Source organism: Saccharothrix syringae (genome assembly GCF_009498035.1).
Taxonomy (GTDB): Bacteria; Actinomycetota; Actinomycetes; order Mycobacteriales; family Pseudonocardiaceae; genus Actinosynnema; species Actinosynnema syringae.
Window position 1 is genome coordinate 105,058 of sequence record NZ_CP034550.1, and the last position, 16,067, is coordinate 121,124.

The 16,067-nt window shown below is 74.9% G+C and carries 13 protein-coding genes; 6 read left to right on the forward strand and 7 right to left on the reverse strand.

What is annotated here, in order from left to right; all coding sequences use genetic code 11:
* Positions 1–25 precede the first annotated feature (25 nt).
* From EKG83_RS00480 to EKG83_RS00505, 6 genes are all read right to left on the reverse strand, one after another.
* Positions 26–1,207, reverse strand: a complete 1,182-nt coding sequence (locus EKG83_RS00480) for a VWA domain-containing protein (RefSeq protein WP_033428113.1) — start codon at positions 1,205–1,207, stop codon at positions 26–28.
* Positions 1,208–1,325: 118 nt separating this feature from the next.
* Positions 1,326–4,253: a DUF5682 family protein gene (locus tag EKG83_RS00485; protein WP_194282982.1), complete on the reverse strand. Its 2,928-nt coding sequence runs from the start codon at positions 4,251–4,253 to the stop codon at positions 1,326–1,328.
* Positions 4,211–5,299 carry an ATP-binding protein gene (locus EKG83_RS00490; protein WP_033435132.1) on the reverse strand — a complete coding sequence of 363 codons (1,089 nt, stop codon included), beginning with the start codon at positions 5,297–5,299 and terminating at the stop codon, positions 4,211–4,213. Before EKG83_RS00490 ends, EKG83_RS00485 begins: the two co-directional genes overlap by 43 nt.
* The gene (locus EKG83_RS00495) at positions 5,296–6,723 is read right to left on the reverse strand and encodes a DUF5691 domain-containing protein (protein WP_051766892.1); all 1,428 of its coding nucleotides are present in this window, start codon (positions 6,721–6,723) and stop codon (positions 5,296–5,298) included. Before EKG83_RS00495 ends, EKG83_RS00490 begins: the two co-directional genes overlap by 4 nt.
* A complete protein-coding gene (locus tag EKG83_RS00500) occupies positions 6,720–7,997 on the reverse strand; it encodes an SWIM zinc finger family protein (protein WP_084717103.1) in 1,278 nt (425 codons plus the stop codon). The genes EKG83_RS00495 and EKG83_RS00500 overlap by 4 nt, the downstream gene beginning before the upstream one ends.
* Positions 7,998–8,035: 38 nt before the next feature.
* The gene (locus EKG83_RS00505) at positions 8,036–9,211 is read right to left on the reverse strand and encodes a homogentisate 1,2-dioxygenase (protein ID WP_033435154.1); all 1,176 of its coding nucleotides are present in this window, start codon (positions 9,209–9,211) and stop codon (positions 8,036–8,038) included.
* A 69-nt stretch (positions 9,212–9,280) separates the two neighbouring features.
* Here EKG83_RS00505 and EKG83_RS00510 point away from each other — a divergent pair, with 69 nt between their 5' ends.
* From EKG83_RS00510 to EKG83_RS00525, 4 genes are read left to right on the forward strand one after another with little or no spacing between them, the layout of a single operon-like run.
* Positions 9,281–10,147, forward strand: coding sequence for a hypothetical protein (locus EKG83_RS00510; RefSeq protein WP_282916600.1), 867 nt, complete (start codon positions 9,281–9,283; stop codon positions 10,145–10,147).
* On the forward strand, positions 10,144–11,340 hold the full coding sequence (locus EKG83_RS00515) for a fumarylacetoacetate hydrolase family protein (protein WP_033435130.1): 1,197 nt from the start codon (positions 10,144–10,146) through the stop codon (positions 11,338–11,340). Before EKG83_RS00510 ends, EKG83_RS00515 begins: the two co-directional genes overlap by 4 nt.
* Positions 11,327–11,995, forward strand: a complete 669-nt coding sequence (locus EKG83_RS00520; protein WP_033435129.1) for an IclR family transcriptional regulator — start codon at positions 11,327–11,329, stop codon at positions 11,993–11,995. The genes EKG83_RS00515 and EKG83_RS00520 overlap by 14 nt, the downstream gene beginning before the upstream one ends.
* A gap of 23 nt (positions 11,996–12,018) precedes the next feature.
* Entirely contained in the window at positions 12,019–12,591 is a 573-nt protein-coding gene (locus EKG83_RS00525; RefSeq protein WP_051766890.1) for a Uma2 family endonuclease, read from the forward strand.
* 19 nt (positions 12,592–12,610) lie between these two features.
* On the opposite strand, the gene EKG83_RS00530 is transcribed toward EKG83_RS00525, so the two are convergent.
* The gene (locus EKG83_RS00530; protein WP_153278843.1) at positions 12,611–13,195 is read right to left on the reverse strand and encodes a TMEM165/GDT1 family protein; all 585 of its coding nucleotides are present in this window, start codon (positions 13,193–13,195) and stop codon (positions 12,611–12,613) included.
* A gap of 365 nt (positions 13,196–13,560) precedes the next feature.
* On the opposite strand from EKG83_RS00530, the gene EKG83_RS00535 reads away from it, so the two are divergent.
* Together EKG83_RS00535 and cydB are read left to right on the forward strand one after the other, a co-directional pair.
* Complete coding sequence (locus tag EKG83_RS00535) at positions 13,561–15,039, forward strand: cytochrome ubiquinol oxidase subunit I (protein WP_033435127.1); 1,479 nt, start codon at positions 13,561–13,563, stop codon at positions 15,037–15,039.
* An 11-nt stretch (positions 15,040–15,050) separates the two neighbouring features.
* Positions 15,051–16,067: a cytochrome d ubiquinol oxidase subunit II gene (cydB, locus tag EKG83_RS00540; protein WP_033435126.1), complete on the forward strand. Its 1,017-nt coding sequence runs from the start codon at positions 15,051–15,053 to the stop codon at positions 16,065–16,067.

Below are 16,067 nucleotides of genomic sequence, written 5' to 3' on the forward strand. Positions count from 1 at the left end.
TCACCGGCTCACGGCTCTCGTGGGTTCACCTGCCGACGGGGATGCCGCTCTGCTCGGCCCAGGCGGCCACGTCCTCCCGGCGCAGCGCGGTCGCCAACAGCTCCGGGAACCGGTCCGGCGTGCACGCGAACGCGGGCGCCCCCAGCTCCGACAACCGCGCCGCCAACTCGTGGTCGTACGACGGCGTACCGCTGTCGGACAACGCGAGCAGCACCACGACCGTCACCCCGCTGCTCACCAGCTCCCGCACCCGGCGCTGCAGCTCGCGCGCCACCCCGCCCTCGTAGAGGTCGCTGATCAGCACCATCACCGTGTCCGTGGGCCGCCGCACCAGCGACTGCCCGTAGGCCACCGCCCGGTTGATGTCGGTGCCCCCGCCCAGCTGCGTGGAGAACAGCAGGTCGACCGGGTCCCGCAGCTGCTCGGTCAGGTCGACCACCTCGGTGTCGAACACGACCAGCCGCGTCTCCACCGACTTCAACGAGGCCAGCGAAGCGCCCAGCACCGCCGAGTAGACCACCGACTCGGCCATCGACCCCGACTGGTCGACCAGCAGCACGACGTCCCGCAGCGAAGCCTGCCTGCTGCGCCGGCTGTTGCCCACCAGGTCCTGCACCACCACGGTCCGCTGCTCCGGCTGGTAGTGCCGCAGGTTCGCCCGGATCGTGCGCCCCCAGTCCACATCGGACAGACGAGGCCGGCTCGTCCGGCGCGAGTGGTCGATCGCCCCCCGGACGGCCGCGAGCAGCCGGTCGGCCAACCGCCGCTCGATGTCCTCGACCACGCGGCGCACCACGGCGCGAGCGGTCTCCCGGGTCCGCGCGGGGATGGCGTTGGACAGCGAGACGAGCGTCCCGACCAGACTCACGTCGGGTTCGACCGCGGACAGCAACTCCGGCTCCAGCAGCAACTGGCGCAACCCCAACCGCTCCACCGCGTCCCGCTGCATGACCTGGACGACCGAGCTGGGGAAGTACGTGCGGATGTCCCCCAGCCACCGGTGCAGCACCGGCGAAGAACCCCCCAACCCGGCACTGCGCTTGCCGCCGGCCTCGGGCGCGTCACCCCCACCCCCGCCGCCGTAGAGGCCGGTCAACGCCGAGTCCCGGCGCCGGTCGTCATCGCCGAGCACCCCGAGATCACCGGCCGCCCCACCGAGCAGCAACCGCCACCGGCGCTGGCGCTCACCTGCGGTATCGTGGCTCACGAGCCCTCCCCAGGGCACCCGATGGCAGACACGATCGGGTGATCATCGGCCGAAAATGTACGAAAACAGCGTTCCCGATCATCGGTTGGAACATGAGGAACGCCGACCACACCCCGCATCACCCATCCACCCCCACCCCGCCCGCGGCTTCGACCATCCCGACCCCGGAACCCACCACCGGCCCCGGACGTGACGCCGCCCCGGGACTCGCAGCCGCCCCAGGGTCTGCTGCCGGCCTGGAACCCGCAGCCTGGCCTGTCGCCGCCGCGCCGGATGCCGCCGGGCCAGGCACAGACACCGGGCCAGGCACAGACACCGGGCCAGGCACAGACACCGGGCCAGGCTCGATCGCCAGGCCGGCGCCGGCCACCAGAGCAGCCCCGGCCACCGGGCCGGCCTCGACTGTCGCTGGACCCGTCGCAGCCGGACCTGCTGCCGTCGGACCTGCCGCAGCCGGACCTGCCGCCGTCGGATCGGCCCCTGTTGCCGCCTGACCGGTTGCTGCCGGACCAGCGCCACTTGCCGCCGGATCGGTTGCCGCGGAGTTGGCTGCTGCCAGGCCGGGCGCCGCTTCGCCCGGCACCCCCGCCGGCACCTCCGCCAGCAACGCCCGCACGTGGGCGACCAGACGCCCCGCCAGCGCCTCGTCCCAGTCACCCGAGCCGGCCGACGACCCGGGTGCCGTGCCCCGGACCCGGTCGCCGAGCATCCGCCGCTCCGCCGCGCTGAACTCGGCCACGGCGCGGCGCAGCAGCGGCAGCGCGGCCTCGAAGTCCGCGCCGGACAGGCCGGTCAGCCACTCGTCGACCACGCCGAAGAGCTTGGGGTCGGCGGTGAGCAGCGCCGCCGACCCGCGCAGGAAGCCGGCTACGAACGACGTGGCGCCTGTTGAAGTCGTTGTGCCGGCTGCGAGTGGCGGGTGCGGCGGCGGGTGTTGGCCCGCCGGCACCGCGGAGCCGACCGAGACGGCGCGGTGCAGGCGGGTGGCCACCGCGTCCGAGTCGAGCACGCCCGCCTCCCACAGCAGGCGGGTGGCGCGGCCGGTGGGGAGGCCGTGGGCGTCGGGCATGGCGACCAGGGCCTGGAGCGCGCGTTGCCACGTGTCGCGGTGCTCGTCGTCGGCTGCGAGGCGGACGGCGTCGTCGGCGCCGTCCACGGCTCTGAGGGCGCGTTCGGCCGTGTCGTCGTCGACGCCTCGGCAGGCCAGGGGGAGGCCCACCGCGCCGCGGGCCAGCAGGCCGTGCAGGGCCACCCGCAGGAGGTCCGGGTCCGTGCCGCGGACCGAGCCGTAGCGGACGGTGGTGGCCAGGTCCGGCAGGGCGGTCAGGAGTTCCAGGGCGTCGGTCGCGGCCGCGGCGCAGCGGTCCAGGGCTCGGCGCGCCGCGGTGACGGCTTCGGGGATCTCGCAGCCCACGGCGCGGCTGAGGGTGTCGGCGGCGTCGACCACGCGGGTCGCTTCGGCGGCGCGGGTGGCGAGGACCCGGCCGGCGGCGGCTTCGACGGTGGTGCCGTGGCGGGCGGCGACGGCCAGGGACACGGCGAACTCCGGGCGCCAGTGCAGCTGCCACGCCTCGGCGAACGTGCCCAGGCTGCGCGTGGTGTCCGGGGTGCCCCACGGGACGTCGAGGACTTCCAGGCGCCGCAGGAGCTTCGAGCGTTCGCGGTCGGTGTCCTTGCGCAGGTCCAGGCGGATCGGCTTGGCGGTGGCGGTGGGGTGCAGGCGCAGCTTCCGCTGCAGGCGCGCCAGGTCCGCGGCCAGGGGGGAGGTGGGGACGTCGTCGCCGACCTCGCCCAGGCGTTCGCCCACCACCAGTCGTTCGTGGACCAGGCGCAGCGGGGTTTCGTCACCGCCGCACAGGACCGCCAGGGCCGCTTCCGTCACCTCGGACAGGCCGGGGGACGGGCGGCCGCGCAGGGCGGCGAGGGTGTCGGCCAGGCGGACCGCCTCGACGGCGCTCGCGGTCGAGGCGGGGAGGTCTTCCTCGCGCAGCACGGCGCAGGCGCGGGCGAACCAGCGCGGTACCGCGTCGCCGCGGTCGGCGCACTCCCACAGGTGCGCGTACCAGCCGGGGGAGTCGATGCCCGCGCCGTAACCGGAGGCGGCGGCCAGGCGGCCGTGGCTCCAGGGGACCCACGTGCCGGAGATCCTGCCGCGGGGCAGGCCCTTGAGGGCGGCGGCGTCCACCGAGGCGGGCGGGAGGGTGCGCAGGGCCGGGACGTGCCAGGCGCCGGCCACCACGGCGATCGGGCCGGGGAAGTCCTTGAGGGCCTGGCGCAGGTTCTGGCGCATGGCGGCCTCCCGGCGCAGCGTCCGGGAGTCGATCTGGTCGGCGAACTCCTCGCGCAGCGCGCCCATCGCCTCCGCCACCGCCTCGGGGAGGTCGGCCGGGTCGGTGTGGTGCTCGACCACGTCCTCCCACCAGCGCTCCGGGTCGTCGAAGCCCGCTGCCTCGGCCAGCACGCCCAGGGGGTCGATGGCCGCGCTGGGGATGGCGTCGGAGGTGATGTCGGGATCGGCGGGAAGGGAGGAGGGGGAAGGGGGAGGAGAGGAGGGGGAGAGGGGAGGAGGGGAGGGAGAGGGGGCGGCGGGGGAAGGCGGGGTGGAGGCCGGCTGGCCCGGAGAAGGCTGGCCCGGAGAAGGCTGGCCCGAGGCCGGCGGGGTGGGGGAGTCGTTCAGGGACGCGGCGGCGGGCAGGTCGAAGAAGCGGACCGGGACGTCGTGCCGGTGTGCCCACGTCATGGCCCGCCACTCGGGGGAGAACTCGGCGAACGGCCAGAACGCCGCCCGCGCGGGCTCCGCCTCGTCGTGCAGCAGCAGCGCGACGGGCGGGACCAGGTGCGGCACGTGCGGCAGCAGGGCGTCGCCCTCCGGCGGCCCCTCGATCAGCACCACCTCCGGCCGCACGGCGTCCAGCGCCGCCGCGACCATGCGCGCCGACCCGGGGCCGTGGTGCCGGATGCCGAGCAGGGTGACCCGCTCGGGCAGGGGTTGTTCGCGCGCCATCAGCCCACCAGGTCCCGGCACGCCCGGTACAGGTCGCGCCACTCGGCGCGCTCCTTGACCACCGCCTCCAGGTACTCCTGCCACGCCGCGGTGTCGGACACGCGGTCCTTCACCACCGCGCCCAGCAGGCCGGACGCCAGTTCGTCGGCGGTGATGCGGCCGTCGCCGAAGTGGCCGGCCAGGGCCATGCCGCTGGTCACCACCGAGATGGCCTCGGCGGTGGACAGGCTGCCGCTGGGGCGCTTCAGCTGCGTTCGACCGTCCGCGGTGGACCCGTTGCGCAGCTCGCGGAAGATGCGCACCACGCGGCGCACCTCCTCCAGCGCGGGCGGCTCGGCGGGCAGCTCCAGCGCGCGGCCGAGCTGCGCCGCGCGCGCGGACACGATCTCCACCTCGGCGTCCTCGGTCGCGGGCGGCGGCAGCACGACCGTGTTGAACCGGCGCGCCAGCGCCGACGACATCTGGTTCACACCCCGGTCGCGGTCGTTGGCCGTGGCGATCACGGTGAACCCGGGCACGGCCTGCACCTGGATGCCCAGCTCCGGCACGGGCAGCGTCTTCTCCGACAGGACGGTGATGAACGAGTCCTGCACCTCGGCGGGCATCCGGGTCAGCTCCTCGACCCGCACCACCGCGCCGGTGCGCATGCCGGTCATCACCGGGCTGGCCACCAGCGCCGCCTCCGACGGGCCCTCGGCGATCAGCCGCGCGTAGTTCCAGCCGTAGCGGACCTGGTCCTCGCCGGTGCCCGCGGTGCCCTGCACGACCAGCGTGGAGTTGCCGCTCACGGCCGCCGCCAGGTGCTCGGACAGCCACGACTTGGCCGTGCCGGGCACGCCGACCAGCAGCAGCGCCCGGTCGGTGACCAGGGTGCCGACCGCGACCTCGACCAGCCGCCGGTCGCCGACGTACTTGGGGGTGATCACGGTGCCGTCCGGCAGGGTGCCGCCGAGCACGTAGGTGACCACGGCCCGGGGCGAGAGCCGCCAGCGCGGCGGCCGGGGCCGGTCGTCGGCGGCGGCCAGGGCGGCCAGCTCGGCGGCGTACTGCTGTTCCGCGGCGGGCCGCAGCACGGTCTCGGTGGTCACTGGTCTTCCTCCCGGGGGTTGAACGCCTCGCGCAGCCGCATGCGCAGGCGCAGGACGTCGAGTTCGACGGTGTGTTCGGGCCACCGCTCGGTGATGCGCGCCCAGTTCGCGCCGAGCACCTCGGCGTCACCCCTGGCCAGCAGCACGGCGGGTGGCCGGCCGGCGCGCCACCTCGGGTCGCGCGTCGCCGCGTAGCGGTCGAGCAGGTCGGCGGTCGCCCGCGGGCCCCACGGCGCGGGCAGCTGCGAGCAGGCGTGGTCGAGCAGGTCGTAGTTCCACTGCCGGGACACCTCGACGACGGTGCGGGCGGCCAGCTCGGCGGGCAGCCCGGCCAGCATCTCCAGCTGCTCCATGCCGGTCAGCGCGCGGGTGGCCGCGACCGCCCACGGCCGGGCGTCGTCGGCGAGCCGCAGGTTCTGCGCCACGCCCCGCAGCAGCGCCGAGGCCCACGGCCCGCGGGCCAGCTCGGCGGCGGCGCCCTCGTCGTCGGTGCGCAGCCGGCCGGTCCAGTGCCGCGGCGGCACGCTCGCCGCCGCGCCGCGGATGCGGCCCGCCACGCCGGTCTCCGAGCCGTCCTTGAGCAGGTCCCTGGCCTCCTCGGGCTCGGGGGCCAGCTCGGTCCACAGCTCGTCGGTCTGCACGTCGAACCCGTCGGCGGTCAGCCACAGGCCGCGGTGCAGGCGCTCGGCGGCGCGGGCGGCGAGGGCCGACCCGGGCAGGGTGCGCAGCAGGCGCAGCGCCTCGTCGTGCACGCCGATCGCGCGGTCGTCCAGGGCGCGTTCGAGCAGCGGTTCGTCGTCCGGGCCGAGGTTGACCTCCAGGGCGGCGACCAGCGCCTGCCGGTCGCCCGCGCGGCGCTGCCCGTCGAACCGGGCGGCCAGGAACTCCCGGGTGCCCGCCGGGTCCTGGGCGCGGGCGCGCCGCAGCGCCTCCAGGCGGGCGGGTCCGGGCAGGTCGAGGGCCGCGTCCAGGTCGACCGCCTCGACGGCCTCGGCGGCGGCCGCCCACGCCCAGGCCGGCCGCAGGGTCGCCAGCCACCGGCCGCGGGCGCCGAGCACGGCGGTGACCGCCGGGCGCAGGCCGGTGTGCGCGGTGCCCAGCGCCAGCAGGGCGGGCAGCTCGCGGTGGTCGGCGACCAGCCGCGCGGCCTTGGCCAGGCCGCACCACTCGGTGAGCAGCACCTGGTCCTCCAGGGCGAGGACCTGCGCCAGCACGTCCCGAGCCGCCGGGTGGACCCGCGCGTCCCCCGACGCGGGCGCCGGTGCCAGCAGCGGCGCGTCCACCACCGGCGGCAGCCGCGCGGCGTGCGCGGCCGGGCCCAGCGCGGCGCACCGGTCGAGCAGTTCGGCGGGCGTGGTGCCGGAGCGGTGCGCGCCGACCAGCGCGGCCTGCACCGCCTCGTCCCACTCGCTGCGCAGGCTCATCCCACGACCTCCGGCGCCCCACCCGGCCGGGCCACCGCGCCCAGGCGCAGCTCGCGGCCGTTCCACAGCCCCCACGCGTCGAACGGCGCGCCGCCGGTCAGCGCGAGCGCCCGTTCCAGGCCGAGGTCGTCGCGCACGGGCACGCCCCGCCCCTCGGCGTCCACCAGCGCCCGGGTGTCCGCGGTGGGCCGCACCGCCGCGCAGCCCAGCGGGTGCAGGCGCTGCCACGGGTCGGCCCGCAGCACGTCCTCCAGGGCGGCCAGCGCGGTCCGCCACGACGCCGGCGCGGGCACCGGCCCGGCGGGCTGCTCCAGCACCTCGCCCACGGCCACGCGGTGGGGCGGCGCGCCCGGGTAGGGGTGCAGCACCCCCTGGACCTGCACCCCGTGCGCCAGCGGCAGCCCCGGGCGCGCCCCTCCCCCCGCGTGCCGCACCGCGACCACCCAGCCGCGGGTGCGCCCCCACACCCACTGCCGCGCGGTGCGCACCAGGCCGTCGTCGGTCTCCAGCGCCAGCAGCGGCACCCAGTGGTCCGACCAGCCGGGGCGGGCGCGGACCTCCTCCTCGGGCACCGGGAACCCGAGCCTGGGGCGCACCACGTCGGCGAACCCCGGCGCCTCGGCCAGCCGCACCAGCAGGTGCAGGCCGCCCAGCCGGTCGGCGGTGTCGTGCGCCCACGCCGGCCCGCCGGCCGCGACGAGGTCGCGCACCTCCTCCACGGCCGAGGCCAGGCCCCTGGCCTGCGCGTCCACCATGCGCGCGCCGATCGCCCGCCACCACGCCGCGTCGCGCGCGGGCAACCCGGCGATGCCCGCCCCCGCCACGTCGGCCAGCCAGTCGGACAGCGCCGCCACGCCCGCCCGCACCGCCTCGCGCCGCGCGAGCGCCGTCTTCTCCCTGGCCCTCGCCCGGCGCGCCCCGGCCTCCGGCGAGTCGTCCGGCGCGGCGGGCGCGGCGCGCTCCCGCCGCCTGGTCAGCCACTGCGCCACCCAGTCGGGCGGCTCGCCCGCCGGCAGCGGTTCGCGCACGTCGCGCAGCTGGAGCGCGATCGCGTGCTTGCAGGGGAACTTCCGCGACGGGCACGAGCACTTCGCCGCCCGGTCGCCGAGGTCGACGCACACCTGGTAGGGGTTCTTGCCGCTGCCCTTGCACAGCCCCCACAGGGCCGTGTCGTCGCGACCCGTCCCCTGCCAGCCGGAGGACCCGGCCAGCCGGGTGGCGGCGCTCGCCACCCCGCTGTCCGGAGCCAGCTCCAGAACCGCTCGTGCGTCCATGCCGGCAGACGTTAGGGCCGACCACCGACAAACGTGGATCAATCCAGGTCAGGACCCCGGCGAGCCCAGGACCAGGCGTACTTCGGGTCCTCGGCGGCCAGCGCCGCCTCGCCCAGCTCCAGCGGCCGGAACGTGTCGACCATGACCGCGGTCTCGTCGAACCGCTCCGCGCCCAGGGACGCCTCCACCGCGCCCGGCTGCGGGCCGTGCGTGCAGCCCGAGGGGTGCAGCGACAGCGAGCCGATGCCGATGCCCGAGCCCTTGCGCGCCTCGTAGTCGCCGCCCACGTAGAACATCAGCTCGTCCGAGTCCACGTTCGCGTGGTTGTAGGGCACCGGGACCGACAGCGGGTGGTAGTCGACCTTGCGCGGCACGAACGAGCACACCACGAAGTTCGGGCCCTCGAAGGTCTGGTGCACGGGCGGCGGCTGGTGCACGCGGCCCGTGATCGGCTCGAAGTCGCGGATGTTGAACGCCCACGGGTACAGGCAGCCGTCCCAGCCGACCACGTCGAACGGGTGGTTGGCGTAGGTGAACCGGGTCAGGCCCGCCCGGTGCCGCACCAGCACGTCCACGTCCTCGCCGTCCACCAGCAGCGGCTCCGCGGGCCCGCGCACGTCGCGCTCGCAGTACGGGGAGTGCTCCAGGAACTGGCCCTTGGCCGACAGGTAGCGCCGGGGCGGGCCGACGTGGCCGGACGCCTCCAGCACGAGGACGTCCATCGGCCCCTCCGGCACCACCCGATAGGTGCAAGAAGTCGGCAACACGACGTAGTCGCCCTCACCCACCGGGAGGGCGCCGTAGATCGTCTCGACCACGCCCTCGCCGGTCCGCACGTACAGCAGCTCGTCGCCCCTGGCGTTGCGGTAGAGCGGGCTGGGCGCGGAGGCGCGGACGAACGCGACGGTGACGTCGGCGTTGCCGAACAGCACGCGCCGACCGGTCACCGCGTCGGTGTCGTCGTCCCAGGTCAGGGCAGGTGTCCGGAAGTGCCGGGGCTTGAGCGGCAGGTTCGGCGCCAGGGTGCCGCGGTCCTCCTCGACGGTCACCGCGTCGACGATCGCCGTGGGCAGGTGGCGGTGGTAGAGCAGCGCCGAGTCGGCCGAGAAGCCCTCCACGCCCATCAGCTCTTCCGCGTAGAGCCCGCCCTCCGGCGTGCGGAACTGCGTGTGGCGCTTTCGGGGGATCTCACCCACCTGGCGGTAGTACGCCATCATCTTCTCCGGGCGTTCGATAGTCGGACATCTTTGTTCATTGACCGGTACGCCACTAGCGTGTCAGCCGTGTCAAGCGCCTTCGAACTCCGTGCGCCCGGTCCACGCGGCACTCCGCCCCTGCTCGCGAGGCTTGTCGACGACGCCGCCCTGTTCCCGCCGGGTAACGCGACCATGCCCGACGCCGTGCGCGGCCACCTCGACGCGCGCGCCGGGGAGTGGGCGGGAGCCGTGGGGCTCTTCCTGTGCCCCGCGTCGCGGCTGGCCGAGCTGATCACCGAGCTGATCAAGGTCAAGCCGGTCAAGCCGATCGCCCTGTCGCTGGTCATCGACACCGGCCTGGGCGGGGTGCCCAAGGCGGTGTCGATCGTCGAGTCCCGCAGCGAGCTGCTGGCGCTGCGGATGGTCGAGATGCCCGCGCCGTCCGACGTGGACGAGGTGTGGCTGGAACGCGTCTCGGAGTTCGTGCCCGAGGACGTCATCCGGGTGGTCGAGCCGCGCCGCGGCGGCGAGGGCTGGCTCGACGGCGTGCGCCGCGTCATCGAGCACGGCAGCTGGCCCAAGCTGCGCTGCGGCGGCCTGAGCCGGGAGAACTTCCCGAGCGTCGACGAGGTCGCCGACTTCCTGGCCGTGGTCAGCGGCGGCGGCGTGGCCTTCAAGGCGACGGCGGGCCTGCACCACGCCGTCCGCCGCACCGACCCGGCGACCGGGTTCACCCACCACGGGTTCCTCAACCTGCTGGTGGCCACCGCGCGGGCCCTGTCGGGCGGTGACGTGCGCGGCGCGCTGGCCAGCACGGACGCCGCGGCGCTCGGCGAGGAGGCCGCGTCGCTGTCCGACCAGGCCGCGCACGCCGTCCGCGGCGTGTTCGCCTCGTACGGGTCGTGCTCGCTGGACGAGCCGATCACCGACCTGGGGGAGCTGGGGCTGCTGTGAGCTGGATCGACGACCCGGCGTTCGCGCCGGACGAGCCGTTCGGGCCCCAGACCCTGCCCTACGGCGTGCTGCCCGGGCACGGCGTCGCGGTGCGCGTGGGCGACCACGCCCTGCCGCTGCGCGGGCTGTCCCTGGGCGAGCGCCTGGCGCCGCTGGTGGCGGGGGAGTCCCTGGACGCCCTGCTGGCCGCCGGGCGGCCCGCGTGGAGCGAGCTGCGGGCCCGGCTGGTGGAGGTCGTGTCGGCCACGTCCGCGCCGCGCGGGGCGGACCTGGTCGGCCTGGCGGGCGCGGTGCTGCCGTTCACCGTCGCCGACTACGTCGACTTCTACTCGTCGCGCCACCACGCGGAGAACGTCGGCCGCATCTTCCGGCCCGACGGCGAGCCGCTGCTGCCGAACTGGACGCACCTGCCCGTCGGCTACCACGGGCGGGCGGGCACGGTCGTCGTCTCCGGCACGCCCGTGGTGCGCCCGCACGGCCAGCGGCGCTCGTCGGCGGGACCGGTGTTCGGGCCCAGCGGGCGGCTCGACATCGAGGCCGAGGTCGGGTTCGTGTGCGGCGGGCCGGTCGCCTCCCGGCTGACCCCGTCGCAGGCCGCCGACCACGTGTTCGGCGTGGTGCTGGTCAACGACTGGTCCGCGCGCGACGTCCAGGCGTGGGAGTACCAGCCGCTCGGGCCGTTCCTGGGCAAGTCGTTCGCGACCTCGGTGTCGGCGTGGATCACGCCGCTGGAGGCGTTCGCGGTGGCCCGGGTCGCGCCGCCGCCGCTGGGCAACGACCTGCTGCCCTACCTGGTCGAGGAGCGCACCTGGGGCCTCGACATCGCCATCGAGGTCGAGTGGAACGGCACCGTGGTGTCCCGGCCGCCGTTCCGCGAGATGTCGTGGACCTTCGCCCAGCAGCTCGCGCACCTGTCGGCCAACGGCGCTACGGTCCGTCCGGGCGACCTGATCGCGTCGGGCACCGTGTCCGGGCCGAACCGCGACGAGCGCGGCTCCTTCCTGGAGCTGAGCTGGGGCGGCAAGGAGCCGGTGCGGCTGGCCGACGGCGCGGAGCGGACGTTCCTGGAGGACGGCGACGAGGTGCGGATCACCGCGACGGCCCCCGGGGAGGGCGGTTCGGTCGTCGGGCTGGCCGAGGTGGTCGGCCGGATCGCACCCGCCGACGGGAGGCAGGACGTTGGTCAGACCTGACCCGCGCGGCCGGCTGCCGGTGCCGGCCTCGAAGGAGAGCTCGCTGACCCTGGAGCGGGGCCTGGCCCTGCTCCAGGCGGTGGCCGACGCCGAGTCGGAGGCGCCGTCGATCAGCGAGCTGGCCGCGGCCATCGGCGCGTCGCGGGCCGCCGTGTACCGGCTGCTGGTGCCGTTGCAGGCCCGCGGCCTGGTGCGGCGCGAGGGCTCGAAGGTGCGGCTGGGGCTGGGCGTGCTGCGGCTGGCGTCCAACGTGCTGCCGCAGCTGCGGCTGGCCGCGCAGCCCGCGCTGCGGACCCTGGCCGAGCACGTGGGCGCGACCGCGCACCTGACCGTGGCCGACGGGACCGAGGCGCAGGCCGTGGCCGTGGTGGAGCCCTCCTGGACGGCGTACCACGTGGCCTACCGGGTGGGGTCGCGGCACCCGGTGCACCGGGGCGCGGCGGGCAAGGCCATCGGGCTGTCGACCGAGGGGCGGCAGTGGGTGCACTCGACCGGGGAGCTCCAGCCGGGTGCGTTCGGGGTGGCGGCGCCGGTGCGCGGGGTGCCCGGGTTGCGGGCCAGCGTGGGTGTGGTGGCCTTGGAGAAGCTGGACGGCGACGTGGTGGGGCCGCAGGTGGTGCGGGCGGCCCAGGAGGTCGCCGACGCGTTGCGGTGAGGCAACTGGAACGCTCGGCGCGGATGAAGGACGAGACGACCGCCCTCCGGCAGCCGCGCCTGTTCACGGTCGCCGAGTACGCCGCGCTCGGAGAGGTCGAGCCCGGTTACTCGGAGCTGTGGGAAGGTCGCCTCCTGGTGGCACCGACCCCCGGTCCGCGCCACGCGCTCGCCCTGGGTGAGCTGTACTTCCGGCTGTGGCACCGGTTGCCGGGCGACCTGGCGGTGCTCCACAACACCGATGTCGACCTCGAACTCGCCGAGCCGGACGAGCCCGGGTTCTCCCGCCGCCCCGACCTGGTGGTCACCACGCGCGAGGCGGCCAGGGGCGAGAGGATGCTCCGGGCGTCCGAGGTGCTGGTCGTGTGCGAGATCGTCTCGCCCGGCTCCAAGCGCACGGACCGGGTCGTCAAGCGCGCCGAGTACGCCGACGCCGGCATCCCGCACTACTGGATCGTCGACCTGGACGAGCCGACCTCGCTGACCCCCTGCCACCTGGCCGGCGACTTCGGGTACCAGGACCCCGGTGACGTGACCGGCACGTTCACCACCGGGGTCCCGTTCCCCGTCACCATCGACCTCGAACAGCTCGGCTGAGGGCCTACCCCAGCACCGCCTACCCCAGCACCGCCTGCCACAGCGCCACCAGCGCGAACGCCGCGAACAGGAAGCCGCTCACCCGCTGCACCAGCCGCGTCGGGATGCGGGACGCCAGCTTGCGCCCCACCAGCACCGCGATCGCCGCCACCGTGGTCAGCGCCAGGAACGCGCCCAAACCCACGAACACCGGCGTGCCGTACCGCGCCGCCAACCCGGCCGTCGCCAGCTGCGAGGCATCGCCCCACTCCGCCGCGAACAGCACGCCGAACGACGTCAGCGCCGCCCGCAGGAAGCTCACCTGCCCCGTCCCGCCCGACGCGGCGTCGGTCTCGTCGTCGCCGCCGGAGAAGCCCTCCTTGAGCAGCAGGAACGCGCCCACGCCGAACAGGGCCGCCACCACGCCCGCGACCACCCGGTCGGGCAGCAGGGTCAGCACGCCGCCGAAGGAGGCGGCCACCGCGCACTGCAGCGCGAACGCCGCGGTGACGCCGGCGAACACCGGCCACGCCCGGTAGCGCGTGGTCAGGACCAGGGTGGCGACCATCGTCTTGTCCGGCAGCTCGGCCAGGAAGATGACCGCGAAAGCGGTCGCCGCCGCCATGAGTTCGGGTGCCACTGGAGTACCTCCGACGTCCGATGAACCCGGACGGAGGCAGCACGACCCCGACCGGGCGTGGTGCACCTGCCCGGCCGGAGGTCTCGTTCGCCCGCTGACAAGAGCGGGTGAGGGACCGGATCCCGGAGGATCAGTCTGTCGATCACCTCGCCCCGACCCGCGCGGGGTCGGGGGAACTACTCCCCTCTGGCACCACCATGGTAGCCGCCGGAGGGGCCGGGCGTCCTGTGACGGTACCCACGCCCCGTCCTGCCTGCTCAGGGCCGGTCCCGAGGACGGGACCTAGGTCCTGGGCCAGGGGGGACCCTCGTACCTGAACCGGGACCCCCGGGAGACCTAGCTTCGTAGCCGTGGACGTCCTAGACCTGGCGCGGTGGCAGTTCGGCATCACCACCGTCTACCACTTCCTGATGGTGCCGCTGACGATCGGCCTGTCGCTGCTCGTCGCCGGGATGCAGACGGCGTGGGTGCGCACGGGCGACCGCAAGTACCTGGCCATGACGAAGTTCTGGGGCAAGCTGCTGCTGATCAACTTCGCCATGGGCGTGGTGACCGGCATCGTGCAGGAGTTCCAGTTCGGCATGACCTGGAGCGCCTACTCGCGGTTCGTCGGCGACGTGTTCGGCGCGCCGCTGGCCATGGAGGGGCTGGTCGCCTTCTTCGTGGAGTCGACCTTCCTGGGCCTGTGGATCTTCGGCTGGGACCGCCTGCCGAAGAAGGTCCACCTCGCCTGCGCCTGGGCGTTCTCGCTGGCCACCATCGCGTCGGCGTACTTCATCCTGGCCGCCAACTCCTGGATGCAGCACCCCGTGGGCGCGGAGCTGGTGGACGGGCGGCCGCGGCTCACCTCGATCTGGGCCGTGCTGGGCAACAACACCGTGCTGGCCGCGTTCCCGCACACGATCTTCGGGGCGTTCGCCGTCGCGGGGTCGTTCCTGGTGGGCATCGCGGCCTGGCACCTGTGGCGGCGGACCGAAGAGGGAGCGGTCTGGCGCGCGTCGGTGAAGCTCGGCACGTGGGTCGGGGTGGCCGCGTTCGCCGGCCTCGCGGTCAGCGGCGACGTCCAGGGCAAGCTGATGTTCGAGCAGCAGCCGATGAAGATGGCCGCGGCCGAGGCGCTGTGCCACACCGAGCAGCCCGCGTCGTTCTCGGTGTTCGCCATCGGCGACGTCCGGCGGCAGGACTGCGAGAGCGTCAAGAGCGTCACGGTGCCCGCGCTGCTGTCGTTCCTGGCGCACAACGACTTCTCCACCGAGGTCAAGGGCATCGAGGACCTGGTGCCGATGTACCAGGAGAAGTACGGGGCCAACTACCCGGAGGACCCGCGGCTCGGCGAGCTGTCGGGCAAGCCGATCGACTACGTGCCGAACCTGCCGGTCACCTACTGGGGCTTCCGGCTGATGATCGGGTTCGGCGCGCTCGCGGCGGGCGCGGGCCTGCTGGTCCTGTGGCTGACGCGCGGTGGCCGGGTGCCGCGCGGGCGGTGGTTCCGCCTGCTCGCGCTCGGCTCGATCGCCACGCCGTTCCTGGCCAACAGCTTCGGCTGGATCTTCACCGAGATGGGCCGGCAGCCGTTCGTGGTGGTGCCCAACCCCAGCGGGGTGGACGGCGTGTGGATGTTCACCGCGCGGGCCGTGTCGTCGTCGACACCGGGGGAGGTGTTGACGTCGCTGATCGCCTTGACGCTCGTGTACGGGGTGCTCGCGTGCGTCGAGGTGTTCCTGGTCCGGCGGTACGTCCGCGCGGGGGTCGCGGGCGTGCTGCCGGCCCCGGGACCGGACGAGACCAAGAGCGACAAGGGCGATGACGTCCTGTCGTTCGCCTACTGAAGCGGGGAGCCGTGGAGACGTTCTGGTTCTGCGTGATCGCCCTGCTGTGGCTGGGCTACCTGTTCCTGGAGGGCTTCGACTTCGGCGTCGGCATGCTGCTGCCCGTGCTCGGGCGCGACGAGGCCGAGCGCCGGGTGCTGATCAACACCATCGGCCCGGTGTGGGACGGCAACGAGGTGTGGCTGCTGGTGGCGGGCGGCGCGACGTTCGCCGCGTTCCCCGACTGGTACGCCTCGCTGTTCAGCTCCGCCTACCTGCCGCTGACGCTGTTCCTGCTCGCCCTGATCGGGCGCGGGGTGGCGTTCGAGTACCGCGGCAAGGTCGACTCGGCGCGCTGGCGGCGGGTGTGGGACACCGTGATCGTGGCCGGTTCGTGGACCGCCGCGCTGGGCGTGGGCCTGATCCTGTCGGCCACCGTGTTCGGCCTGCCGCTGGACGCGGCCGGCGACCGGGTCGGCTCGCCGTTCGCCGCGGTCAGCCCGGAGACGCTGCTCGGTGCGGTGGCCGTGGCCGGGTACGCGCTGGTGCACGGCGCGGTGTTCCTGAGCCTCAAGACCGAGGGGCAGGTGCGGCTGCGCGCCCGCGGGCTGGCGCTGAAGGTCGCCCCGTTCGCCCTGCTGCCGCTGCTGGTGCTGCTGCTGACCGTGCAGCTGCGCTTCGGCAGCGCGTGGACGTGGGCCGCGTCGATCGTGGTCGCGCTGGCCGCCCTGGGCGCCTACGCGCGGCTCGTGCTGGGGCGCGAGGGGCAGGCGTTCGCGCTGATGGGCGTCGCGGTGGCGGCGACCGTGGCGGCGCTGTTCGGCGCGCTGTACCCGAACGTGCTGCCGTCCACCCTGGACCCGGCGTGGTCGCTGACCGTGGCCGGCGCGGCGTCCAGCCCGTACACGCTCACCGTGATGACGTGGGTCGCCGGGTTCGGCACGCCCGCCGTGCTGGTCTACCAGGGGTGGACCTACTGGGTGTTCCGCAGGCGCATCGGCACCCGCCACATCCCGCCGGTGCACGTCCCGGCCGGTCGGGAGCCGTGA